The 23443-nt window shown below is 73.0% G+C and carries 21 protein-coding genes and 1 pseudogene; 10 read left to right on the top strand and 12 right to left on the bottom strand.

The window, feature by feature from the left end; translation table 11 throughout:
- Window positions 1-25: 25 nt before the first annotated feature.
- A pseudogene (locus tag AB0G01_RS27490) lies at window positions 26-289 on the bottom strand (transposase); the annotation flags it as partial.
- Window positions 290-714: 425 nt separating this feature from the next.
- On the opposite strand from AB0G01_RS27490, the gene AB0G01_RS27485 reads away from it, so the two are divergent.
- The 3 genes from AB0G01_RS27485 to AB0G01_RS27475 are packed head-to-tail and all read left to right on the top strand — an operon-like array spanning window position 715 to window position 3702.
- Entirely contained in the window at window positions 715-1554 is an 840-nt protein-coding gene (locus tag AB0G01_RS27485; RefSeq protein ID WP_360950880.1) for a metallophosphoesterase, read from the top strand.
- Window positions 1551-2213: a 4'-phosphopantetheinyl transferase superfamily protein gene (locus AB0G01_RS27480; RefSeq protein WP_360950877.1), complete on the top strand. Its 663-nt coding sequence runs from the start codon at window positions 1551-1553 to the stop codon at window positions 2211-2213. The genes AB0G01_RS27485 and AB0G01_RS27480 overlap by 4 nt, the downstream gene beginning before the upstream one ends.
- A gap of 10 nt (window positions 2214-2223) precedes the next feature.
- Complete coding sequence (locus AB0G01_RS27475) at window positions 2224-3702, top strand: glutamate--cysteine ligase (RefSeq protein ID WP_360950874.1); 1479 nt, start codon at window positions 2224-2226, stop codon at window positions 3700-3702.
- A gap of 65 nt (window positions 3703-3767) precedes the next feature.
- Here the strand turns inward: AB0G01_RS27475 and AB0G01_RS27470 are convergent, their stop codons facing one another.
- The gene (locus AB0G01_RS27470; protein WP_360950871.1) at window positions 3768-4118 is read right to left on the bottom strand and encodes a hypothetical protein; all 351 of its coding nucleotides are present in this window, start codon (window positions 4116-4118) and stop codon (window positions 3768-3770) included.
- 161 nt (window positions 4119-4279) lie between these two features.
- On the opposite strand from AB0G01_RS27470, the gene AB0G01_RS27465 reads away from it, so the two are divergent.
- Both AB0G01_RS27465 and AB0G01_RS27460 read left to right on the top strand, forming a co-directional pair.
- The gene (locus AB0G01_RS27465) at window positions 4280-4987 is read left to right on the top strand and encodes a DUF998 domain-containing protein (protein ID WP_360950868.1); all 708 of its coding nucleotides are present in this window, start codon (window positions 4280-4282) and stop codon (window positions 4985-4987) included.
- Window positions 4988-5150: 163 nt separating this feature from the next.
- Window positions 5151-5558 (top strand): hypothetical protein, encoded by a 408-nt coding sequence (locus AB0G01_RS27460; protein WP_360950865.1) that lies wholly within the window; start codon window positions 5151-5153, stop codon window positions 5556-5558.
- Between the two features lie 19 nt (window positions 5559-5577).
- On the opposite strand, the gene idi is transcribed toward AB0G01_RS27460, so the two are convergent.
- The 4 genes from idi to AB0G01_RS27440 are packed head-to-tail and all read right to left on the bottom strand — an operon-like array spanning window position 5578 to window position 9428.
- Window positions 5578-6153 (bottom strand): isopentenyl-diphosphate Delta-isomerase, encoded by a 576-nt coding sequence (gene idi / locus AB0G01_RS27455; protein ID WP_360950863.1) that lies wholly within the window; start codon window positions 6151-6153, stop codon window positions 5578-5580.
- 28 nt (window positions 6154-6181) lie between these two features.
- Window positions 6182-7534, bottom strand: coding sequence for a fatty acid--CoA ligase family protein (locus AB0G01_RS27450; protein WP_360950860.1), 1353 nt, complete (start codon window positions 7532-7534; stop codon window positions 6182-6184).
- 3 nt (window positions 7535-7537) lie between these two features.
- The gene (locus AB0G01_RS27445) at window positions 7538-8611 is read right to left on the bottom strand and encodes a 3-dehydroquinate synthase II (RefSeq protein ID WP_360950857.1); all 1074 of its coding nucleotides are present in this window, start codon (window positions 8609-8611) and stop codon (window positions 7538-7540) included.
- Between the two features lie 25 nt (window positions 8612-8636).
- On the bottom strand, window positions 8637-9428 hold the full coding sequence (locus tag AB0G01_RS27440) for a 2-amino-3,7-dideoxy-D-threo-hept-6-ulosonate synthase (RefSeq protein ID WP_360950854.1): 792 nt from the start codon (window positions 9426-9428) through the stop codon (window positions 8637-8639).
- 230 nt (window positions 9429-9658) lie between these two features.
- Here AB0G01_RS27440 and AB0G01_RS27435 point away from each other — a divergent pair, with 230 nt between their 5' ends.
- Window positions 9659-10606, top strand: coding sequence for a LysR family transcriptional regulator (locus tag AB0G01_RS27435; RefSeq protein WP_360950851.1), 948 nt, complete (start codon window positions 9659-9661; stop codon window positions 10604-10606).
- 89 nt (window positions 10607-10695) lie between these two features.
- Complete coding sequence (locus AB0G01_RS27430) at window positions 10696-11190, top strand: AAA family ATPase (RefSeq protein ID WP_360950848.1); 495 nt, start codon at window positions 10696-10698, stop codon at window positions 11188-11190.
- A 17-nt stretch (window positions 11191-11207) separates the two neighbouring features.
- Here AB0G01_RS27430 and AB0G01_RS27425 read toward each other — a convergent pair whose 3' ends face one another.
- The 4 genes from AB0G01_RS27425 to AB0G01_RS27410 all read right to left on the bottom strand — a co-directional run bounded on the left by AB0G01_RS27425 (window position 11208) and on the right by AB0G01_RS27410 (window position 15711).
- A complete protein-coding gene (locus tag AB0G01_RS27425) occupies window positions 11208-11573 on the bottom strand; it encodes a cupin domain-containing protein (RefSeq protein WP_360950845.1) in 366 nt (121 codons plus the stop codon).
- A 154-nt stretch (window positions 11574-11727) separates the two neighbouring features.
- Window positions 11728-13791: a tetratricopeptide repeat protein gene (locus AB0G01_RS27420; protein WP_360950842.1), complete on the bottom strand. Its 2064-nt coding sequence runs from the start codon at window positions 13789-13791 to the stop codon at window positions 11728-11730.
- A 211-nt stretch (window positions 13792-14002) separates the two neighbouring features.
- Window positions 14003-14500 (bottom strand): hypothetical protein, encoded by a 498-nt coding sequence (locus AB0G01_RS27415; RefSeq protein ID WP_360950839.1) that lies wholly within the window; start codon window positions 14498-14500, stop codon window positions 14003-14005.
- Complete coding sequence (locus tag AB0G01_RS27410; RefSeq protein WP_360950836.1) at window positions 14497-15711, bottom strand: hypothetical protein; 1215 nt, start codon at window positions 15709-15711, stop codon at window positions 14497-14499. The genes AB0G01_RS27415 and AB0G01_RS27410 overlap by 4 nt, the downstream gene beginning before the upstream one ends.
- Window positions 15712-15786: 75 nt before the next feature.
- Here AB0G01_RS27410 and AB0G01_RS27405 point away from each other — a divergent pair, with 75 nt between their 5' ends.
- From AB0G01_RS27405 to AB0G01_RS27395, 3 genes are all read left to right on the top strand, one after another.
- Entirely contained in the window at window positions 15787-17193 is a 1407-nt protein-coding gene (locus AB0G01_RS27405) for an SDR family NAD(P)-dependent oxidoreductase (protein ID WP_360950833.1), read from the top strand.
- Window positions 17194-17526: 333 nt separating this feature from the next.
- Entirely contained in the window at window positions 17527-18465 is a 939-nt protein-coding gene (locus AB0G01_RS27400) for a hypothetical protein (RefSeq protein ID WP_360950830.1), read from the top strand.
- The gene (locus tag AB0G01_RS27395; protein WP_360950827.1) at window positions 18462-20756 is read left to right on the top strand and encodes a hypothetical protein; all 2295 of its coding nucleotides are present in this window, start codon (window positions 18462-18464) and stop codon (window positions 20754-20756) included. Before AB0G01_RS27400 ends, AB0G01_RS27395 begins: the two co-directional genes overlap by 4 nt.
- Window positions 20757-21155: 399 nt before the next feature.
- Here the strand turns inward: AB0G01_RS27395 and AB0G01_RS27390 are convergent, their stop codons facing one another.
- Complete coding sequence (locus AB0G01_RS27390; RefSeq protein WP_360950824.1) at window positions 21156-22445, bottom strand: hypothetical protein; 1290 nt, start codon at window positions 22443-22445, stop codon at window positions 21156-21158.
- A gap of 31 nt (window positions 22446-22476) precedes the next feature.
- On the bottom strand, window positions 22477-23439 hold the full coding sequence (locus AB0G01_RS27385) for a hypothetical protein (protein WP_360950821.1): 963 nt from the start codon (window positions 23437-23439) through the stop codon (window positions 22477-22479).
- Window positions 23440-23443: the final 4 nt, after the last annotated feature.

The following is a 23443-nucleotide window of genomic DNA, read 5'->3' as shown; positions in this document are numbered from 1 at the left end:
CCGTCGCCGAGCTCTCCGCCGCCACCCGCCGCAGCCGCAGCCACAGGCCCGCGTCGGTCCACTCCTGGAAGCGCCGGTGCACGGTCGGCACGGTCACGCCGAAGGTCGCCGGCAGGTGCCGCCACGCGCACCCGCTGGTCAGCACGAACACGATCGCCGTGAAGACCGCCCGGTCCGACACCCGGCTCCGGCCGCCGCCCTGGCGGCGCACCTTCGCGGGCGGGATCAGGGGCTCCACCACCGCCCACAGGGCGGCCGGCACCAGGCGGTTGGCCAGGTGCTCGATCACGTCCGCGTGCGGCGGCCTGGGCGGCGATTCCGGGGCCCGGCGCACCCACGACTCCTGGCGCTGGGCGTCGCCGCGCTGGCGGGCGCGCAGCAGGGTCGCCAGCGCCGCCTCGTCCCGCCGGGGTGTCACCGCCGGGTAGGGGTGCTGTTGGACCTGTCGGGCGATCTCCGCGCCCACCGTGCGGCCGAACGGCTGCGCGGGTCGTGCGTAGTTGCTCATCGGGTCCTCCGCCAGGGGACTGTCGTGATGCCCATCACGCTAGGAAGCCGGAAGCTCACGGGTAACCACGTTCCCGCCGAACGGAGCGGGCAAGCGTCGCGCGGCCCCCTCGAAGCCGCTCAACGGCACCCCTGGCGCGACGAACGGGCGAGCGGTCGTTTCGGAACGCGCTCTCGACGCGGGCCGCGCCCGGTTACCCTCGGACCGTGACGCCGCGCCTGCTTGCCACCAGCGACCTGCACGTGACCTATCAGCAGAACCGCGACTTCGTCTCGGCCATCCGCCCGCACTCCCCCGACGACTGGCTGATCGTGGCCGGGGACGTCGCGGAGAAGTTCGCCGACGTCGAGTGGGCGCTGGGTGCGCTGCGCAAGCGCTTCCGCAAGGTGGTGTGGTCACCGGGCAACCACGAGCTGTGGACGGTGAAGGACGACCCGGCCCAGTCGCGGGGCGAGGTGCGCTACAAGCAGCTCGTCGAGCTGTGCCGGAGCCTCGACGTGCTCACCCCGGAGGACGAGTACGCGGTGTTCGAGGGCGCGGGCGGCCCGGTCGCGGTGGCCCCGCTGTTCACCCTCTACGACTACACGTTCCGCCCGGTCGGCACGACGGACAAGACGTCCGCGCTGACCGCCGCGCAGGACGCCGGCGTGGTGTGCACCGACGAGTACTTCCTGCACTTCGACCCCTACCCCAGCCGTGAGGCGTGGTGCGCCGCGCGGCTGGAGGAGTCCGAGCGCCGACTACGCTCGGTGGACGAGTCGCTGCGCACCGTGCTCATCAACCACTGGCCCCTGGTCCGCGACCCCACCTTCGTGCTGCGGTACCCCGAATTCGCGTTGTGGTGCGGCACCGAGCACACCGCCGACTGGCACCTGAAGTACCGGGCGGCCGTGATGGTCTACGGCCACCTGCACATCCCGCGCACCATCCGCAAGGACGGCGTGCGGTTCGACGAGGTGTCGCTGGGCTACCCGCGCGAGTGGCAGCCCCGGGGCTGGACGCGGGCACCGTTGCTGGACGTGCTGAGGGAGGACGACGCCCGGTGATCACCGACATCGTGCCGGACCAGGTCGTGGCGGTGGACACGTTCGAGGACCACGAGGCGGAGCTCTTCCCCGAGGAGGAGGAGCTGATCGCCAAGTCCGTCGACAAGCGCCGCCGCGAGTTCACCACCGGGCGGCACCTCGCGCGCACCGCGCTCGGCCGGCTGGGCATCCCGCCCGCGCCGCTGCTGCCCGGTCCGCGCCGGGAGCCGTCGTGGCCGGCGGGCGTGGTGGGCAGCATCACGCACTGCAAGGGCTACCGCGCGGCGGCGGTGGGGCGTTCCGCCGCGATGTGGACGATCGGCATCGACGCCGAGCCGAACGAGCCGACGCCGGACGGCGTGCTGGAGGCGATCGCGCTGCCGCCGGAGCTGGCCATGGTGCGGGGGCTGCGCGCGGCCGGGGACGCGGTGTGCTGGGACCGGCTGCTGTTCAGCGCCAAGGAGACGGTCTACAAGGCGTGGTTCCCGCTGGCGCGCACGTGGCTGGGGTTCGAGGATGCGGAGGTGACCGTGGACCCGGACGACGGGACGTTCACCGCGCGCATCCTGATCGAGGCCCCGGTGGTGGACGGGGTGCCGCTGGACGGGTTCACGGGTCGCTGGTTGGCGCGGGAGGGGTTTGTGGTGACCGCTATCGCGGTACCTGCCTTGACGACCTAGGAGGAGCTGCATGGGCGACGAGGTGGCGCGGCACGAGTTCACCCGCGAGGACCGCACCCGGTACCGCACGAAGGTGCGCCGGTGCCTGGACGTGTTCGCCCGGATGCTGAGCGGGTCGCGGTTCGAGTTCGAGCGCCCGATGGCCGGGCTGGAGATCGAGCTCAACCTGGTGGACGACGCGGGCGACCCGGCGATGCGCAACGCCGAGGCGCTGGCGGCCATCGCCGACGAGGACTTCGTCACCGAGCTCGGCCAGTGGAACCTGGAGATCAACGTCGCTCCCCGGCCGCTGGCGGAGGGCGGGATCAGCGAGTTCGAGTCGGTGGTGCGCACCTCGTTGAACGAGGCCGAGCGCAAGGCCCGCGAGGTCGGCTCGCACATGGTGATGATCGGCATCCTGCCGACGTTGCAGGCCCGGCACATGGGGCTGGAGGCGCTGTCCGGCAGCCCGCGGTACGCCCTGCTCAACGAGCAGGTGCTGGCCGCGCGCGGGGAGGACCTCCAGATCTCCATCGGCGGGGTGGAGAAGCTCCGGATGACCGCGGACTCGGTCATCCCCGAGGGGGCCTGCACCTCGACCCAGTTCCACCTCCAGGTGTCGCCGGAGCAGTTCGCGCCCTACTGGAACGCGGCGCAGGCCATCGCCGGGGTGCAGGTGGCGGTGGGCGCGAACTCGCCGTTCCTGCTGGGCAAGGAGCTGTGGCGGGAGACCCGAATCCCGCTGTTCCAGCAGGCCACCGACACCCGCAGCGACGAGCTGAAGGAGCAGGGCGTCCGGCCCCGGGTGTGGTTCGGCGAGCGGTGGATCACCTCGATCTTCGACCTGTTCGAGGAGAACGTCCGGTACTTCCCGGCGCTGCTGCCGATCTGCGACGAGGAGGACCCGGTGCAGGTGCTGGAGCGCGGCGACACGCCCGCGCTCGGCGAACTCCGGCTGCACAACGGGACCATCTACCGCTGGAACCGGCCGGTGTACGACGTGGTGCGCGACCAGCCGCACCTGCGGGTGGAGAACCGGGTGCTGCCCGCCGGGCCGACCGTGCTGGACACCCTGGCGAACGGGGCGTTCTACTACGGCCTGGTGCGGATGCTGGCCGAGGAGGAGCGCCCGCTGTGGTCGCAGATGTCGTTCAGCGCGGCCGAGGAGAACTTCACCTCGGGCGCGCGGCAGGGCATCGACGCGCAGGTGTACTGGCCGGGCCTGGGCACGGTGCCGGTGGCGGAACTGGTGCTGCGCCGGCTGCTCCCGCTGGCGCACGAGGGCCTGGTGAAGTTGCGGGTCGAGCAGGCCGAGCGGGACCGGCTGCTGGGCGTGATCGAGCAGCGCTGCCTGAGCGGCGTGAACGGGGCGACCTGGCAGGCCCGCACGTTCCACCGGCACTACGACCACTCCTCGCTGGACCGGCCGGAGGCGTTGCGGCGGATGCTGCGGACCTACCGGGACCTGATGCACAGCAACGAACCCGTGCACACCTGGCCGGTGGGGTAGGTCGTTCGGCGATCGGGCGGGTGGGTCGGGGCGGCGGGGCGGGGCGGGGCGGGCGTGGCGGCGGCTCAGCGGGCCTGGACGGGGATTCTGGGCTCGGCGAAGGCCTTCCACGCGGCGACGAGCTCGGGCAGCAGGACGTGCCACGGCAGCACCGCCAGCACCTCGTGCCGGGCGAGCAGGACCAGCCGGCCCTCCTCGCCCGCGTCCAGCCAGACGGCCTGGAACCCGGCCACCCGCTCCGGCGCGCCCGCCACGACCTCGGCCGCCACCCTCGGCAGGTCGGCGACGGCCACCCGGCGGACGGCGGCCGTGGCGTCGCCCAGCACCTCGTACCCGCGAGACAGCACCTGGACGGCCTCGGTCAGCCGTAACTCCCCGAGGCCCGCGCGGACCTGCACCGTCATCGACTCGTACACGGCGGACAGACTATGCGCGGCACGGCCGGACGCTGAGGACACGCGATTCACCTTCCCAATGGACCAGGCCCGCCTCGGCTATCGACGCAGCTCGAACAGCTCTGACCTGTCGGTTCCCTGAACAGCGGAACTCCAACCCCCCGCCGTCCGTTTCGACCGTTGTGCCCACCACCCGAGCCGACTCCCCGCCCGGCGTCCCGACCCGCTCCCCCGCCCGCCTGCTCGCGACCGGCGGGGTGGTCGCCGTGCTGCTGACCGTGGTCATGGTCGGCGCGCTCGACGCGCACCGCCTGGTGACGACGTCGGCCGGGCTGCGCCGCACCATCTCCGAGTACGCGCTCGGTCCGACGCGCTGGGTGTTCGACACCGCCGTGCTGCTGCTCGCGGCCGGGTCGGCGGCGATCCTGGCCGTGCTGGTGCGCCGGGGCGTCGCGCGCCGGGCGTCGGCGGGCTCGCTGGCGCTCCTGGCGTGGTCGGCCGGACTGGCGCTGGTCGTGGTGTTCCCCAAGCACGACTGGTCGGTGGGCCCCAGCGCGAGCGGCACGGTCCACCGGGTGGCCAGCCTGGTCGCGTTCCTCAGCCTGCCGGTCGCGGCGACGCTGCTCGCCCGGCCGTGGCGGCGGCACGCGGTGTGGGGCGGGTACGCCCGGCGGGCGTTCCGGCTCGGGCTGCTGTCCGCGCTGGCCTTCACCCCGATCCTGTACGCGGTGCTGGTGAACGTCGTGGTGGGCACGCCGTGGTGGCGGGTGGTACCGCTCGGGTACGTCGAGCGGCTGCTGGTCGTGGTCGAAGTGGTCGCCGTGCTGGTGATCGGGTGGTGGGCGGTCGCGGTGGCCCGGTCCCCCGCACCGGCCGGCACGTCCCGGTGACGCCTTCCGCGCTCACCGGTCCGCGATCCCGCTCCTACCGTCCACTGTGGATCAGCCCGTGCCACGTCCGGGGTCGCGTGAGCCGCCTGGGTCGACCCCGGCGGCTCACGCGATGTGGTGGCGGGTGCGCTCCGGGGCGCGGTCGCGCCTCTAGGGTGGACTCATGGCTTCTTGGGGCGATCTCGCCGCGTACGTCCACGACACCTACGACGTCATCTCCGAGCAGGAGGACGAGCTGCGCATCCTGTTCAACTTCGAGCAGTTCGACGAGGACGACGAGCGCACCCAGGTGATCATCCTGGTGCGCGAGGTGCTCGACAGCCTGCACGAGTGGGTGCAGATCGCGTCCCCGATCGGGCTGGCGGCGAACGTCGACCTGCGCGCGCTGCTGGAGGAGGTCGGCAACTCGACCATCGCGTGCGGGGCGGCGATCATGGGCGAGCACGTCGTGCTGCGCCACTCGCTGCCGCTGGTCGACCTCGACATCCACGAGTTCACCGACCCGCTGGCGCTGCTCGCGGGCACCGCCGACCAGCTCGAAGAGCGTTTTTTCGGCGGCGACAACTACTGACCGCGCGGAGGTCCGCCGGTCAGGGGCGCGCGGCCGGCGGCAGGTCGTCGACCGAGCCGACCGGCCACGCCCACGGGTCCTCGCCCAGGGCCGCCAGCTCCTCCACCTGCCGCACGCACCACGGCGAGATCGGCCGCGCCCCGGCCAGCACGGCGGGCGCGAACTCCGACCACGCCACCCACTCGAAGTCGTCCACCTCGTCCGGGTTCGGCGTCGGGTCGTGGTCGAGCGCGCCCCGGAACACCGGGCACATCTCGTTCTCCACCACGCCGTTGTCCATCACCGCCCGGTACCGGAACCGGGGCAGCACCAGGTCCAGCCGCACGTCCGCGAGGCCCAGCTCGTCGGCCAGCCGCCGGGACACCGCGGTCGCCGCGTCCTCGCCCGGCGCGGGGTGGCCGCAGCACGTGTTGGTCCACACCCCGGGCCACGTCCGCTTGTGCAGCGCCCGCCTGGTCAGCAGCAACCGCCCGTCCGGGGAGAACAGGTAGCTGGAGAACGCCAGGTGCAGCGGGGTCTCCGCGTGGTGCACGTGCGACTTGTCGGCGACGCCGATACCCGTTCCCGACTCGTCCAGCAACACGACTTGTTCCACGCGGATCACCCTGCCACACCGGCCGCCGTCAGCGCGCGGCGGCGAGCACCTGCGCGTTGCGCACCAGCTTCCCGCCCGACGTCCTCGGCAGCACGGGCAGCACGTGGACGCGCCGGGGCGACTTGAACTCCGCGAGCCGCTCCCGGCACCAGAGCACCAACTCGGCCTCGGTCAGCGCGGAGCTGCCGGTGCTCACGTAGGCCGCGACCTCCCCGTCGAACACCGCGATCGACTCGGTGACCAGCGGGTGCGCCCGCAGGACCGCTTCGACCTCGGTCAGGTCGACGTTGCTGCCCCGCACCACGACCAGCGAATCGCCGCGACCCAGCAGGACCAGGTTGCCGTGCGGGTCGAACCGGCCCCGGTCGCCGGTGCGGAGCCAGCCGTCCGCGTACCGCCGCACGCCGTCGTCGCGCAGGTAGGGCGACTCGTCCAGGGCCACCTCCACCAGGCCGTCGCGCACCCGCAGCGTGGTGTCCCCCAGCGGCCGGCCGACGGACGGGCGGGACGCGCCGACGACGTCCACGGTCAGCGCGCCGGTCTCGGTGGTGCCGAAGCACTCGCCCACCGCGATCCCGTAGGCGCGGGTGAAGCCGTCGGCCACCTCCGGCGGCATCGGTTCGGCCCCGGCGAACGCCGCCCGCACGGTGCGCAGCGCGGCCCGGTCCGGGGCCGCGACCAGCCGCGCGAAGTGCACCGGCACGCCGGTGACGAAGTCGACCTCGTGCGCGGCGGCGGCGCGCAGGACGTCCTGGGCCGAGTCGCCGGCCGGGAACACCAGGTGCACGCCCTCGGCCAGCGCGTGCAGCAGCCCGCCGACCAGGCCGAAGCTGGCCGACGTGCTGTTGAGCAGGAGCATCCGCTCGCCGCGCCGGACCATGCCCTCGGCCGAGGCGAAGCCCAGCACCTCGCGGATGATCGACTCGGTGGAGCGGCCGATGACCTTCGGGGTGCCGGTCGAGCCCGAGCTGAACTGCACCAGCCGGTGCCGGGTCGAGGCGGGCACGCCGTCCGGGCGGCGGTCGGTGACCAGCTCGTGGCGTTCCCGGAACCCGCGACCGGGCCGGCCGGGTGAGCGCACCACGAACTGCGGCCGGGCCAGCGCGTACTCCACCGCGCGCTCGGCCGGGGTGAACCGGGGGTCGAGCGAGACCACCCGCGCGCCCAGCGTCCACAGCGCCAGCACCACTTCGAGCCGGGTGAAGCTCGGTGGCACCTGCACGGCCACGGTGCTGCCCTCGCCGATCCCCGCCGCCGCGAACAGCCCCGCCTCGGCGGCCACGGAGGCGCGCAGCCGGCCGTGCGTGACGGTGTGCTGGTGGCTGAGCACGGGCACGTCGTCGCCGTAGCGGCGCAGCAGGTCGGACACGTACTCGCGCATCGGTCAGGTCTCCTTGCAGAACTCGCCGATGGGGATGCCCACGTGCCGCTGCTCGGTCGCGACGTACCCGAGCAGTTCGTCACCGCGACGCAGCTCGGTGACGTTGCGGACCTTGCCGCCGGGACCGAGCACGCGCACGTGCCAGTCGTCCTGGACGGTGAGGCTGACCGCCACGCCCTCCGGCGAGTGCGCGGTGATGGTGAGGATCGGGCGGGACTCCAGCTTCGCGCGGCCCACGGTGAGCTTGCGGGTCCGGCCCTCGGCGTTCACCGCCAGCACGGTGCTGCCGGTGCGCAGCTCGGACAGGTAGTTGGTGCGGTTGTCCGGGCCGAGGACGTAGGAGTGCAGCGCGCCCGCGTTGACCCGGAACGGCCTGGTCGGCATGTAGGGCAGGGGGTGGGTTTCGCTGCAACACAGGATGAAGCCCGAGGAGAACGAGCCGACCAGGATGCCCTCGTCCTCCTCGAAGTGCGAGCAGGTGTCCACGCACACCCGGTCGCCCAGGCCGTTGTGCTCGATGCCGTCGACGACGAGCGTGGTCAGCGCCAGCGGCGGCGACGTGACCTCCAGCAGGCGGGCCAGGGTGAACACGTCGGTCGCGTCGCGCGGGGCGAGCAGCACGCCGTCCGAGCCGTGCTCCAGCACGTCCAGGACGATCGCCGCCTCCTCCAGGTCGGCGACGGCGGTGACCAGGCGGCCGGGCGCGCCGTCCGCGGCGGCGATGACGATCTCCAGCGGGATCTTCGTCGGGTCGGCGAACTCCACGACGGTGTGCTCCAGCCGCACCGCCGCCGCGCACGCCAGCTTCAGCGTGCGGTCGTCGCGGACGTGCACGAACGCGGCGGATGCGGTCAGCCGGTCCAGCCGGTCCTGGTCGTCCACCACCACCGCGACCAGGTGGGGGCTGTCCACGGCCTCCGGTGCGACCAGCACCCGGGCGATCGTCGGCGGCAGGGTGTCCAGCAGGGCGGGGTCGTCGGACACGATCCCGGCGAGCCGGGCGTGCACGGCGGCGTCGACCACGGCTTCGCGGTGCGCCTCGGGAACGGTTCGCAGGTCGATCCAGGCGAATTTCAACGCCAGACTCCAATGGGGGAACGGGTCAGGACGCGGCACCGGTCATGGCGGGCACCAGGCCGGCGTGGTGGTCGGCGTGGATCACCGACGCGAGCTCGGCGACCAGCGCCATCGGGGCCGGCGAGGTGAACACGCGGCGGCCGACGGCCAGGCCCGCGCACCCCGTCGCCATCGTGGCGCGGGCGTGGTCGACCAGGCTGCCGCCGCCGGTCGGACCGCCCGCGACGAGGACCGGGATCGGGCAGCTCGCCACGACGTCGGCCATCCGCTCCACGGGCAGCGCCGCGGTGGTCTTGACCAGGTCCGCGCCGAGGTCGACGGCGATGTTGACCACGTGCGCGAGCAGCACCGGGTCGGTGGGGTCGCCGATGCGCGGTCCGCGCGGGTAGATCATCGCGATCAGCGGCACGTTCCACGAGTCGCACGCGTTCGCGATCACGCCGAAGTCGACCAGTTGGCGCTCTTCGGTGTCGGAGCCGATGTTGACGTGGACGCTGACCGCGTCCGCGCCCAGCCGCAACGCCTCCTCCACCTCGCCGACGAGCACCTTGGCGTTGGCGTCGGCCGCGTGCGGGGTGCCCGCGCTCAGGTGCACGACCAGCGCGCAACTGCCGAGCAAGTGCGGATCTATCATGCGCACCCGTCCTTTGTGGACGATGATGGCATCCGCGCCGCCGACGACCACCGACCTGATCAGGTCGTGCCACCGGTCGCGCGGTACGACGGGGCCGTCGGACACGCTGTGGTCCAGCGGGACGAAGAGGTACCTGTCGTCACGTGGCCGGGAAAGCCGTCGCAACCGCAACGCTTTCCTCATGTCGCCCACACCTCCGCTCACCTCGTCGGGACTGGTCTTCTCCGGTGCAGACCATGGAGCAGCGTGGGCTAGACCGAGACTCGCGGGGAGGTGGCAGGTGGCGATAACTCGGCAGTTATGCACCTCTTGGAGCAACGGGGTACGACGTGTCCGCGACGCAGCGTCAACCCCTCGCACTCGCACGGTCGGTGTGTGAGGTCATCCGTTTGCCCTAGGCTGCGGAAGTGCACATGGAGCTCAGACATCTCCACGTTGTGCTGACCGTGGCCGAAGCGGGCAGCATCAGCCGGGCCGCTTCCTCGCTCAAGATCGCGCAGGCCGGGCTGACCGCGCAGCTGCGCCGGATCGAGCGCGGCTTCGGCGGTCCGCTGTTCGTCCGCCGCAGCGACGGGGTGGAACCGACCGAGCTGGGCAGGCACGTCGTCCAGCGGTCCCGTGACCTGGTGGAACGATTCGACGACCTGCTCAGCACCGCGCGCACGATCGCCGCCGGGAGCGGCGGCCTGGGAATCCGGTTGGGCGGCGTGACGGGGTCGCTGACGCCGCTGCTGGTTCGCGTGGTGCGGGAGCTGCTGCCCGACCAGCCGCAGACCACGCACATCGAGCGAAGCTGCGACGCGGTGCTGGAACTGGTGCGTTCCGGGAAGCTCGACGTGGCGCTGGTCGTCGAGTTCCCGCGGAGTCCACTGCGGATTCCCGAAGAGGTCGCCTGCCGCCCGGTGGTGACCGAGCCGATGCTGGTGGGAATCCCGACCGGGCACCGGTTGTCCGCCCGCGCCGAGATCCGCCTGTCGGAACTGGCCGATGAGGACTGGGCCGTGCCCGAGGAGAACTACGGCGGCGGGAAGCTGAACCTGCACCTGGCCTGCGAGGCGGCCGGGTTCACCCCCCGGTGCGTGCACTTCGGCGTCGATCCGGCGGCGGCGGCGGAACTGGTGCGCTCGGCCCAGACCGTGGCGTGCTTCTTCCCCACCTGCCAGGACCTGCCCGGCGTCGTGCTCAAGCCGATCGTGGACAACCCCGTCTACCGCCGCGTAACGCTGGTGTGGCAACGGGACCGGGCCGCCGCCGCGTACGTCGACGACATCCACGCCGCGCTCTTGCAGGCCTACCAGGAACGGTTCTGGGGCCGCGCGCCGAAACTGGCCGCCACGGGTTTCACCGCGGCGGCTAGCTGACCGAGGTCCGCACCCTCGCGCAGGGCGTCACCGGCCACGCGTCCGGTCATCGGCCCTGCCCAGCGCCCGGTGCCACCAGGATGGGTGAGGTGGCGGTGGTCCTGGTGACGGGCATGTCGGGTGCCGGCAAGTCGACCACGCTGAACGCGTTGCGCCGGCGGGGTTACCGGGTGGTGGACACCGACCACGGGGACTGGACCGAGGTCGTCCCCGGCCTCGACGGCGGCGAGGAGCCGCAGTGGCGCGAAGACCTGGTCGACGTGCTCATCTCCGAGCACGAGCGCTCGGGCCGACCGCTGGTCATCGCCGGCACCGTGTGGAACCAACGCCGGTTCCACCCGCGATTCGACGACATCGTCCTGCTCAGCGCACCCGTGGAGGTGCTGCTGGAACGCGTGGCCCACCGGGACACCGACGACTTCGGGAAAACCGCCGGAGAACGTGACCGGATCGGCGCGGACACGGCCCAGGTCGAGCCGGTGCTCCGCGCATCGGCCACTGTGGAGCCGGACACCCGGGAACCGCTCTCAGCGGTGGTCGACCGACTGGCGGCCCTCGCGGGGCCGGTGCCGCCGCACCGCTGACGCGTCCGCGATCGCGCTCACACCCCGTCCTCGTCCCGGACCGCGAACCGCTCGGCCATCTCCACGTCCCACCACGCCGCGAAGAAGGAGAAGTCGCCGTCCGACCGGTTCACCACGCGGTGCTCCTCGTGGGGCCGGAAGTGCACGACGTCCCCGGCCGAGAACGGCACCACGCCGTCGGCCGTCACGATCTCCGCGAACCCCGACACGGCCACCCAGATCTCGTGCTCCCGGTGCCCGTGCGTGGAGGACGACGCCCCCGGGCGCACCACGCACCACGACCCGTCGAACGGCGCGTTCACCACCGGCCACGGCATCAGCCTCCGCGCCACCAACCCGTGGTCGCGCACCAGTTCAGCCGGGTCCAACCTGCGGATCTCCACCGCGCCCACCCGTTCCGTACGGACGATCCCACGCGCTCCCCAGCGCCGACCGCGCCCGAAACGTGCCGCACAGTACGACCGCGCCGCGCCGTCCGGCAAGCGCTTACCACTGTTCAGCCCAACGACTTTCCCTATCCGCGTCCCACCACCGGTCCTACCCGGCCGCCGCCCCACCGGCCTTCAGGCAGTAGTCCAGGCGCAACCGCGCATCCGCGTCGTCGACCACGGCCAGCACCGACCGGTAGTCCGCCGCCGCGTCCCCGAAGCGCCCCACCCTCTCGAACACCACGGCCCGGTTGAAGCGCACCTCCGGCAGGTCGGCCAACCCCACCGCCCGGTCGAAGTCCGCCAACGCCCCGTCGAAGTCCCCGGTCTCGAACCGCACCTGGCCGCGCAGCGCCCACCCCGGCGCGAAGGCCGGGTCGACCCGCAACGCCGCGCTCACCACGTCCGAAGCCCGCCGGGGATTCCCGCCCTCCGCCAGCAACCGCCCCTGCACGCACATCAGGTGGACGTTCTGGTCGGACAACGCCAAGCCGGCCCGGACGTCGTCCCAGGCCCCGTGCGAGTCGCCCACCTCGCACCGCAACGACGCCCGGTTCACCAGCGCCGGCACGTGACCGGGGTCCAGCTCCAGCACGTAGTCGAAGGCCGCGAGCGCCCGCCGCACGTCCCCGAGCTCCAGCCACGCGTCGGCCAGGTTGTAGTGCACCTCGGGGAACGGCGGCGACAGCGGCACCACCCGCTCGAAGGCCGCCACCGCCTCCTCGTTGCGCCCCAACCGCCGCAGCAGCACGCCCCGGTGGAAGTGGTGCTCGAAGAACCCGGGATCGACCAGCGCGTTGGCCGAGTGCTCGGCCAGGGCCTCCTCGACCCGCCCCGCCATCCCCAGCAGCAGGCCCCGGTTGAGCCGCAGCACCGACCGCAGCAACGGGTGCTCGGCGGCCCCGAATGCCCGGTCCAGCGCCACCCGGCCCTCCTCGATCAGCCGCAACGCCTCCTCGACCCGGCCCTCGCGCATCTCCACCAGCGCCAACCCGTTGCGCGCGAACACCGAGTGGAAGACGCGCTCCCCCGGATCGTCCAGCTCCGCCGCCAGCGCCACGGCCCGGTCCATGAACGCCCGCGCCCGCCCCAGGTCCCGCCGCTCCTCCGGCAGGTGCCGGACGTGCAGCATCGCCATCCCGTAGGCCAGCCGGAGCCGCTGCGGCAGGCCGTCCACCTGCCGGGCGGACTCGTAGACGACCGCCGCCTCCTCCGCCCGGCCCGCGACGGCCAACGACGCGCCGGCGGCCTCGGTGAACTGCCACCAGTCACCGGTGAACGGGTCCACCAGCTCCCGTCCCAGCAGGGCCAGCGACGCAGCGGCGTGGTACAGCCCGACTTTCCGGCAGTGGCCCAGCGCGTGCCGGACGGCCTGGACGCCCGCTTCGGGTCTGCTGCCGCGCACGGCGTGGAACGGAATCGCGCCCAGGGCCAGCGACTGCTCCCCCAACGCGTACAACTCGGCGCAGCGCTCGTCGTGCCGTCGTGCCCGCTCCTCGTCGGGCAGCGACGAGTAGACCTCGACCGCCGCCGGGTCGTCGGTGGTCCCGTCGCTGAGCACGAAGTCCCCGACGGGAGCGGTCTCCACCACGCAGTCGACCCGCCGCGCGAACGCCGGCAGCACCTCCGCCAACGACACCGCGACCTCGCCGGGCGGGTCCGCCACCGGTTCCAGACCGGTCCCGACCACCAGGGTGAGCTGCGGGATGTCCTGCCGCCGCAGCAACACCGCGAGCAGCTCGCGGTCGGTCGGGTCGGCGTGGTGCACGTTGTCCACGAACAACGTGCGCGGCGCGTCACCGAGCGACGCCAGGTAGGACCGCAGGAAGTCCGCGATGCCGTTGGCGATGTTGCGGGTGTGCAGCCGCGAGTAGTACCGGGTGCGCTGCTCGTCGCCGACCGTCCACTCCAGGGTGGCCCAGGCGGTCGGCACGGACACCGCCAGCTCCGGCGCGGCGGTGGCCAGTTCGGTGTTGTGCCGGGCGGCGAGTTCGGGACACCGCGCGAACGCGTCGTGCGCCAGGGCCCGCAGCAGGGTGCCGCCGGCGGTGTACGGGCCGCGCAGCCCGCGGTGCGCGTCGACGTCGGCCAGCGCGGGCGGCAGCTCCAGCCCGGCGCGCAGCCGGGCGCGGTCGACCGCGCGGCGGCCCCGGAGCCAGAGGTGGTCGGCCATCCGTCAGCTCGCCAAGGCCGGGACCAGGCACGCGGCGGCGGCCAGCGGGACAGGTCCGGGCAGACGAATCCGGATCTTCTTCATCTTCGGTGGCACGGGAACCTCCACGGAAAACGGCGCGGAGTGCCCGACTTTAGTGGGGGAATACGAAAAAGGGCAGGTTCCGGTCCGCCAATCCATAAGAGCGGGCAATAGCACCAGCAGAACCGAGCTAGTCCGAATGCCGCAGCACGCTTTCCACTTCGGTGCGGAATACGCGCACGCCGTCTTCGCCCCGAGGTGCGCCGTGGGCCTGGAGCAGGTGCAACAGGGCAACGCCGTCGGCCGATCTCCGGGCCTGGGCGCGGAACGCGAACGCCGCTTGGTACACCGTGACCGCCGTCGCCGACGCCGACGCGACCGTGGCCAGGAAGCCCCACAGCGCGCGCCGCCCCGGGTCGGCCACCGCGACCGCTCCCAGCGCGGCGGCTGCGGTGAACAGCAGGACGACCAGGCCGGTGGTCCACCGGAGCGCCGACGCGTAGCGGTTCCGCGCCTGCTCGAAGCCCGCGAGCCGCTCACCGACCCGGTGCCTCAGGTAGGCCCGCAGGAACTGCTCCCGGTGGTCGTCCACGGGCACGGTCCCGGCCTCGCGGGCCCCACCCGTGCCGCCGGGCTCGCGGGCCCCACCCGTGCCGCCGGGCTCGCGGGACTGGTCGGTCCCGGTCACGCCCGCCCCACCGGTTCGTGACGGTGGCGCGCCACCTCGGTCGCCAGGTCCCGCGAGCGCTCCTCGCGCTCCACCTCGTCACCGGCCGGCGGCGCGGCCAGGTGGTCGAAGTACAACGCGCGCAAACGCTCGGCCCGCACCCGCGCTCCGGGGTCCTCCCCGCCCCGCCCGAGCACCGCCGCCACCGCCGCGCCCGCACCCGCCACGGCCAGCAGCACGCCGGGCCACGGCTCGTCCCGCAGCCAGCCCTGCAACGCCCCGAGCACCGTGGCCGCGAACCCCGCCCCGATGGCCAGCGCCACCAGCAACCGCGCCCGCGCCCGCTCCCGCAGCGCCGCCACCTCCTGCTCGTGCAGGACCGGGGCGACGACCTGGTTGGCCTCGTGGATCGCGTCCGCCAGCAGCGGGTAGTCCAGCACGTACCCGGGATCGACCACCGGCACCGGCGCGGGTGGCCGGAACCGCGCGCGAGGCCACACCGCCGGCGGCGGCGCGGTGGCGTGCAGCGCGTCCCCGGGCCTGCCCGCGAACACCCGGTGCAGCACCGCGACCACCCGGTCCGGTCCCTCGGCCAGGTGCACCACGGCCACCCGGCCACTGCGCACCAGCACCTCCAGGTCGCCCCCGACCCGCCCGTCGGCGATCGCGTCGGCCAGCCCGCCGGTGCCCGCGAGCACGAGCAGCGGCCGGTCCCGCCCGAGGTGGTCGACCAGCGCGGCGCGCGCCGCGTCCTCGCCGCCGACCAGGAACGCGAGCGCGGGACGTCGGGTGCCCGCCACCGCCTCGACGGTCCGGAGCAGCGCGGGCACCTCCTCGCCCCACCGCGAGCCGGGCACCAGCACGGCCGTGTCGTGGTTGCCGTTGAGCCGCACCTCGCTCCCGGCGGGTTCGGCGTCCACCGCGACCTTCCCCGACGGCGCGACGCCCACCAGGCGGGGCCGCCGGCCGGGCACCGCCTCGGCGGCCAGGCCCACCAGGTGGGTGATCCCGGTGTCCGCGCCCGCCGTCAGCACGATCGCGTCGCGATGCGCGGCGGCGGTGAGCACGGCTCTGAGCACCGGCAGCACGGCGGCGGCCAGTTCGGCCGTTGGCGCGTCGACCGGGCCGAGCACGGCGAGCACAGGACGGGCGCGGGACAGGCCCAGCGCCCGCGCTCGGACGTCCGCGTCGGGGTGGGCCAACCGGCGCACTCGCGGACCCGCGTGGGACATGCGGGGCACCCTAGCGCCGGCTCACGCGAATTTCACCCATCCGGGGGACCAATTTTCGCCAGGTAGGATTTTGCCGTGTCCATCGATCCCGCCGAGATGGCGATCGTCCTGAAGGTGCTCGCCCAGGTGGAGGAACTGCCGACCGAGCACCCGGACGTGGTGGCCGTCCGCCGGGCCACCTCCAGCATCTACAAGACGGTGCGCAAGCGCCGCAAGGCCGCCCGCCGCGAGTCCGTGACCACGGCCGACCGGGCGGTGACCGAGGCGACCGCCACCGGCTCGCCGACCCGCATCGACGACGAGACGCGCGGCGTCCTGCTCCAGGAGCCCGAGCCCGGCGCGCTCGCGGGCACGCTGCTGCGCGCGCGTTCCTGCTACACGTGCAAGCAGCGGTACGTCGAGGTGGACGCCTTCTACCACCAGCTCTGCCCCGCGTGCGCGGAGCTCAACCGGGGCAAGCGGGACGCGCGCACCGACCTGTCCGGCAAGCGTGCGCTGCTGACCGGTGGCCGGGCCAAGATCGGCATGTACATCGCGCTGCGGCTGCTCCGCGACGGCGCGCACACCACCATCACCACCCGGTTCCCGCACGACGCCGTGCGCCGCTTCGCGTCGATGCCCGACAGCGGGGACTGGCTGCACCGGCTGCGCGTGGTCGGCATCGACCTGCGCGACCCCGGCCAGGTGGTGCGGCTGGCCGACGCGGTCGCCGCCGCCGGCCCGCTGGACATCCTGATCAACAACGCCGCGCAGACCGTGCGCCGGTCGTCCGACGCGTACGCGCCGCTGGTGGCCGCCGAGAGCGCGCCGCTGCCGTCGGGTCCCCTGCCCGAGCTGATCACCTTCGGGCCCGGCGTCGCCGCCCACCCGATCGCGCTCACCGGGGCGCTGACCGGGGCGCTGACCGGGGCGCTCACCATGCCGGCGGTCACCGCCCTGGCGCTGACCGCCGGGTCGGAGCTGATCGACGCGGGCGGGCTGGTGCCCGACGTGGCCGCGGTAAATAGCTGGGTGCAGCGGGTGAACGAGGTCGACCCGGTCGAGCTGCTGGAGGTGCAGCTCTGCAACAGCACCGCGCCCTTCATCCTGATCTCCCGGCTGCGGCCGGCCATGGCCGCGTCGGCCGCCCGCCGCAAGTACGTGGTGAACGTCTCGGCGATGGAGGGCCAGTTCAGCCGCGCCTACAAGGGTCCCGGCCACCCGCACACCAACATGGCCAAGGCCGCGCTGAACATGCTGACCAGGACCAGCGCCGAGGAGCTGCTGGAGGCCGACGGCATCCTGATGACCGCCGTCGACACCGGCTGGATCACCGACGAGCGCCCGCACCCGACGAAGGTGCGGTTGGCCGCCGAGGGTTTCCACGCGCCCCTGGACCTGGTCGACGGGGCCGCCCGGGTGTACGACCCGATCGTGCGCGGCGAGCTCGGCGAGGACCTGCGCGGCTGCTTCCTGAAGGACTACGCGCCGGCCGCCTGGTGACCCGTCGCCGCCATTCACATCCGTGATTCCGCGTGATGCGGAAAGGAGCAACAGGCGTCCGCCATCCGGGTACGGCGGTTAACGAATCCGGCCTCGTGTGCGACTCTCCGTCGGTAGGCTGGAGCGGTCGTGAGCGGGGGTGGCCATGGATCGCGGGCGGGCGGATCGCACCGCCATCCGACCGTGCGGCTCCGCACCCGCGCCTTTCCGGAGTCGCGAGTCCCCCCACTTATCGCACGTTCGGGTGATGCCCGAACGCCACTGCGGTGACGCAGCGCGCACCACAGCGCCCGCTTTGCCGAGCACTCCGGCGCGGCCGGCGGTGGGTGACGGATGACCGTCCCGCGCCGCCCCCTCAACCCGTTCCCGCTGCCCGGCTGGGAGAGCACGCCGATGCGACCGCTGCGGCCGTGGGAGCGCAAGGCGCACCGCGACTACTACGTGGACGTGGACGGCGCGGAGAGCGCCTTCCAGGAGTTCCAGCAGGAGGTCGGCGACCTGACCGGCGTGCTGGAGGACGGCCGGCTGGTGCTGGTCACCGGGGACTCCGGCTGCGGCAAGACCGCGCTGATCAACCGGTGCGCCGACTGGACCGTGCTGGAGCTGGGCGAACGCGGCCTGCGCGGGATCGTGGTCGACCTGACCGGGAGCCTGCCGGAGGACGAGGAGCTGTCCATCCACGAGCGCACCGCGCAGGTGTGCGACCAGCTCTTCGACAAGCTGGTCGACCACGGCGCGATGGGCCTGCCGTCGGCGGAGGCGCTGCGCGGCGACCGGGACAACCCGCAGCGGATCTTCCCCCGGCTCGGCCGGGCGCTCGACGAGGACGTGGTGCTGCTCGTGCTCCTGCCGTCGCCGAACGAACTGCTGGACGAGGTCATCCGGTACGCGCGCCAGTTGCGCAGCCCGCGCGTGCTGTTCTTCGCCGAGTCGGCGTTCTTCGGGGCGGACGAGATCGCCGAACTGGTCCGCCGGCTGGAGACGTGGGTCCCGCCGATCACCCTGCTGGTCGGGAAGCTGGAGGACGGCGATCCGGAGCGGTTCGCCGACGACCGGCTGCTCCGGCACACCGCAGCGGGGACCTACCCGCGATTGAGCGACCAGGCGGCCGAGCTGCTCAGCAGGATTTGTCAATCCGTCGCGATGCTGCAACGGATCTTGCACGGCACGTACGAGCGGAAACTCGAAGCCGGCCTAAGCTACACCGAAGGCGACCAGGTGACGGTGGACGACATCCGGGCGTACCTCAACGGACTGGGGATGCAGCCATGAACGGCAGCGACGAACTCCCGCACCTGCGGAAGAACCCCTTCTCGCCGATGGCGGTCGCGCTGATCATCGACCACGCCGAGGACGACTTCGACGAGGTCGACGTCACCATCCCCACCGACGCGGCCCGCCAGGCCGCGGCGCACCTGGACGGGTACCTGCGGGGCGAGCCGGGATCGGGTTCCGTGCTGGCGGTGCTGGGCGACTACGGCACCGGCAAGACCCACCTCGCCGTCCGGTTGGTGCGCTACGCGCGCAAGGTGCTCGACGACCCGTCGCGCGCGCTGTACCTGGAGGCGACCGCGGAGAGCTTCGTCGAGCTGTACCGGCGGTTCATGCAGCGGCTCGGGCGGGACGGCGTGCGCGCGCAGGTCAGCGACTACTACGCGGACATCGTCGCGGAGTCCTTGCAGAGCACCGGTTTGACCGCGGACACGCTGGAGTGGCTCGGCAGTCGCAGCCTGGAGCCGCAGGAGGTCGTGGAGCGGCTGGGGCTGATGGAGAGCGCGCTCCTGCGGACCGTCCAGGACAAGTTGCGGCAGGTGACGAACAACAAGGACTTCGGCACCGCGCTGACGTTGTTGCTGCGGCCCGGTTTCGAGCACGCGGTGTGGTCGTGGCTGCTGGGTGGCGCGCCGGACCAGGTGCTGGTCGAGCGCGGCATCACCGAGCCGATCGACACCGAGGTCGCGGCGCTGGAGGCGATGGGCGTGTTCGCCCTGCTGTTCGGCGGGCGGCGACGGCGGTTCGTGCTGGCCTTGGACGAGCTGGACAAGATCTTCTCCGCCGACAGCCGGCCGCGCGCGCGGACCATGGCGGCGTTCCAGACCATGTTGCAGGTCTTCGCGAAAGCCGGTGCCTGCCTGGTGCTGTGCGGTCTGCCGGAGTTCAAGGCGGTGCTGTCCCCGGCCGTGCGGCAGCGCATCCCGTACACGGTGACCATGTCCGGGCTCGGGCACGCGCAGGTGCGCGACTTCGTCCTGCGCGCCCAGGAGGCGGTGACGGGTGTCGCGGCGCTCGCCCCGTTCACCCCGGAGACCGTGCGGTACCTGCGCGACGTGGCCGGCGGCAACACCCGCAACGTGGTCCGCCTGTGCCACCGGGTGTTCCGGCTCGTGGACGACCGCGCGAACGCGACCGGCGACCCGGACGTGGCAGCGACCGACGAGATGGTGCGGCAGGCCGCGCGCGACCTGTTCGGCGCGTTGAGCGCGGACGACCTGGACGGCTCGGTGCGGCGGTTGCTGGACGCGAACGGGTGGGAGTACCGGCGCGACCACCTGCTCGGACCGGGTGAGGAGTCCCTGGCGGACTTCTGGATCACCTTCCCGGACCGCGACGGCGGGTGCGCGGTGCTGGTCACCGAGTCCCTCTTGGACAACGCCGACGTGACCACGGTGATCCGGCGGGTGTCGGCGGTGCGCGAGGCGGAAGCCGACGCGGAAGTCGTGCTGCTGGTCAACGGCATGATGGCGGACGGCGTGGCGATCCAGTTGCGCGAGCCGCTGGGGCGGGAGCCGCTGGTCTACTCGGAACGGACCTTCGCCGACGACTTCAAGGCGCTGGTCGGCGCGACGAGCGCCATGCTCACCGGCGAGACCGCGCAGGACCCGGTGGGCGCGCTGCACCAGCGGATGGACCGGTTGTCGCGGCAGCAGTCGAGCATCTACGGGTTCATCGAGCAGTTGGCCGAGCACGTGGACGGCGTGCGCACGTCGTCCGACCGGCAGTTCTCGGCGATCGGCAGGCAGTTGGCGCTGCTGGTCGGCTCGGCTCCGGCGCGGGAAGCGGCCGACCACCGGCTGCCCGGCGAGGTCGAGCGGCTCTTCCGGGGCGCGGCGGACGCGCTGGAGGGGTTGGTCCAGGTCGACCTGATGTTGAGCGAGGCGTTCGACTTCGCGCCGCCGGTGACGCAGGAAGCCGTGCACCGGAGGCTGCGGACGCCGGAGTTCACCGACGCGGCGACCAAGGCCGTGTTCATCCAGAAGGCGGTGCTGGCGTTCCGGGGCGCGGTCGCGGACTGGTACCGGTCGGAGGGCGAGTCCGACGCGACCGTCTCGGCCGAGGCCGAGGACCGGTTGGAGCAGTTGTGCGGGATCTACGACGACATCGTCGAGTTCCTGCCGCTGTTCGACCTCGACCCGTTGTTCAGCCTGCCGCCGTGGAGCGGGCGCGCGGGAGGACTGGTGGCGGACGTGAACCAGATCACCCGGCGGAACCAGGTGCACGACGCATTGCGCAACTTGAGCCCGCGCGTGCGGCGGGCCGTGCTGCGGGCCTCACACGCCGGCTGACGTTCCCGGTTCCCCGTCGTGGGTGAGAGCGCTCTCGCGACGATCTTTCAGGGAGGCTGCCTGAAGGTTTCTAGGCAGCGGTTCTTTCAGGGAGGCTGCCTAAAGGTTCCGGGGCAGCGTTTCTTTCAGGAAGAGTGCCTGAAAGTTTCGCGCGAGCACGGCGGCACCTGGGCAGGCGGGCGATAGGGGCTGAGCGGGAACGGCCGGACCGGTCCGAGCGACACGGGCGCGGGCGAGCGGGACCAGGCGGCTGGGCGGGGCTGGGCGGGGCCGGGCGGCCGGGCGGGGCGGGGCGGGGCGGGGCGAAGCTGGTCGGAGCAACACGGGCGGGGCCAGGCGAAGCCGGGCGGCCGGACGGCCGGACGGCCGGACGGGGTGGGCGGGGTGGGCGGGGCCGGGTTATTGGGCTTGCTCAAGCCGTCCGAACGCCGCCGGGACCGACGCTGTCCTGCCGCCGGGTCGGAACTCCGACACCTTGCCGAGGTCCTCTCGCCCGGAACCGGAACCGGAGTCAGGACCTGGGTCATCGCCCATGCCGGTACGCGCGCCGCCGGCTTCGGACGTGTCGGCCTCATGCACTCCGGTCTCGTGCACTCCGGTCTCAAGCACGTCGGCCTCGTGCACGTCGGTGTCGGACACCGGCGGTTGGAAGTGGTCGTACGCGCCGTTCGCCAGCGCGTGCACCAGGTTCACCACCACCACCGCCGGGGCGACCACCGCGATCGCCCCCGTGAAGTTCGGTTCCAGCAGCAGCGCCAGGATGATCGCCGTCAACCCGTTCTGCTGCCCCAGGCACAGGCGCACCCGGTCGTCACGCCACCGGCGCGCGGAGGTCAGCACCCCCGCCACGGCCGCCTGCGCCAGGTACGCCGCCAGCCCCAGCACCGCCCCGACCGCCGCCAACCGCCACGAGAACGCCGAGGCCAGCACCAACCCGACGGCCACCGTGGCGGCGTAGAGCCCGATCTCGGCCAGCCCGTCCACCCAGCGCCCGAAGTCCGGCCGGAAGAACAGCCCGATCAACGCCAGCGCCAGCAGCAACGAGAACTGCACCGCGACGAAGCCCACCGCCAGCACCACGAGCACCAGCAGCGCCCGCACCACCGCCCGACGGGCCCTCCCGCCACCGCTCCCGACCCGCCGGCGCGCGAACCGCCACACCAGCCACGCCCCGCCGGCCAGGGCCAGGTTCAGCGCGAAGTTGAGCGTGAACGCCCCGAACCCGCCGACCGCGCCGCCGCGCAGCGCGAACGACGTGAGGTACACCGTCAGCAGCATCGTGATCGGGTCGTCGAACGACGCCCACGCCGACAGCAGCGCCTTCGCCGACGCCGACATCCGCGACTTGGCCCGCACCGCCGCGACCGACAGCGGGTCGATCTGGGCCACCGCCACGGCCAGGACGAGGTGCCACGGCTCGCGGTACACCAGGTACACCACGCCGAAGATCAGCACGACCTTCGCCAGCACGCCGAGGGTGACCGCGAGGACCACCGTGCGGAACTCCCGGCGGAATTCGGCGATGTCGATACCACTGGTGCTCGCGTACAACCCGAAGCCGAGCAGCGCGGTGATGAAGAAACCGTAAGCCGTGGATTCCTCGACTTCCCGGAGGCCGAGCGCCAGGGCGAAAACCCAGCCCACGCCGAGTGCGGCCAGGAGCGCGACCGAACGGACAGCGGGCGTCACGATTTCACCGTAGGCACTCGTCACACCGCCATCAAGACCCGGATGGAGTGAGCAGTCGCGCCAGGGCGGACATCCGGCCGTCCGCTTCGCCGACCCGCGATTGGGCGATCGTCACGCCGGCCGCGTACTCCCCCGGACCGAGCCGGTAGTAGTACACCGCGCCCATCTCCACGTCGAACACCGCGCGCAGCAGCAGCCCGCCGACGACCGGGCGCACGGCCCGGTTCAGCCTCGTCGCCAGGTCGCCCAGCTCGCGCAGGAACCCGAGGTAGAACCGCCGCCGCGCGTCGACCGTGATCTCCTTGAAGAACGGGCCCAGCGACGGGTCCGCCAGGTGGTCGGCCATGGCCAGCACCTCGCCGCCCGCGACGTGCGCCACCACCTGGAGGTCTCGCGCGCGGGCCGCCGACGCGCACGCCGACGCCGCGCCGTCCCCGACCGACACGTGCGGCTCCCGCTCCTCCGCGCCGGGCAGCGGCACGGGCTCGCCGAAGGTCTCCCAGCCGCCGGGGTTGAGCGATCCCAGGCTCAGCTCGGACCGCAGCGCGGTCGCCAGCCCGGCCACCGCCCGGTCCGCCTCGTCGACCGCCGGGTGGCCGAACAGCGGGCCGGTACCGCCGTGGTCGAGCACCAGGCCGACGACGTGCTCCGCCGGCACCACCGAGTCGCAGAACAGCGCGCCCTCCTCGGTGTGCAGCACGGTCCGGATCAACCGCCCGGTGCGCACCTCCCGCAACGACCGGTCCAGCGCGTTCGCCTGGAACGTCAGGTGCCGGCCGAGCCGCTTGAGCTCCTCGCGCCGGGTGCCGCCGGGCAGCGCGCCGGGTGCGGGCGGCGGGTCGGCCAGCGCGTCCACGCCGAAGTCGAACACGCCGCTGCTGTAGTGCGCGAGGTAGTGCAGGGCGGGGCTCTTCACCACGGCCGCGCGGCAGGCGTGCCGGGTGGTGTCGAACTCGGGGCCGAGGTGGTCGGCCGCCTCCTCGTACAGCTCCACGCTG

The organism is Actinosynnema sp. NPDC023587 (assembly GCF_040640215.1).
GTDB lineage: Bacteria > Actinomycetota > Actinomycetes > Mycobacteriales > Pseudonocardiaceae > Actinosynnema.
Note: the sequence above shows the minus strand (reverse complement) of the source record. Positions and strands in the feature narration are given on the sequence as shown.

Bases quoted from the DNA above. Each gene is read 5' to 3' on its own strand.
- AB0G01_RS27460 (WP_360950865.1), top strand. From the start codon at position 5,151: ATGGCTTCTTGGGGCGATCTCGCCGCGTACGTCCACGACACCTACGAC.
- AB0G01_RS27395 (WP_360950827.1), top strand. From the start codon at position 18,462: ATGAACGGCAGCGACGAACTCCCGCACCTGCGGAAGAACCCCTTCTCG.
- AB0G01_RS27400 (WP_360950830.1), top strand. From the start codon at position 17,527: ATGACCGTCCCGCGCCGCCCCCTCAACCCGTTCCCGCTGCCCGGCTGG.
- AB0G01_RS27450 (WP_360950860.1), bottom strand. From the start codon at position 7,534: ATGCGCGAGTACGTGTCCGACCTGCTGCGCCGCTACGGCGACGACGTG.
- AB0G01_RS27435 (WP_360950851.1), top strand. From the start codon at position 9,659: ATGGAGCTCAGACATCTCCACGTTGTGCTGACCGTGGCCGAAGCGGGC.
- AB0G01_RS27420 (WP_360950842.1), bottom strand. From the start codon at position 13,791: ATGGCCGACCACCTCTGGCTCCGGGGCCGCCGCGCGGTCGACCGCGCC.
- AB0G01_RS27410 (WP_360950836.1), bottom strand. From the start codon at position 15,711: ATGTCCCACGCGGGTCCGCGAGTGCGCCGGTTGGCCCACCCCGACGCG.
- AB0G01_RS27475 (WP_360950874.1), top strand. From the start codon at position 2,224: ATGGGCGACGAGGTGGCGCGGCACGAGTTCACCCGCGAGGACCGCACC.
- AB0G01_RS27440 (WP_360950854.1), bottom strand. From the start codon at position 9,428: ATGAGGAAAGCGTTGCGGTTGCGACGGCTTTCCCGGCCACGTGACGAC.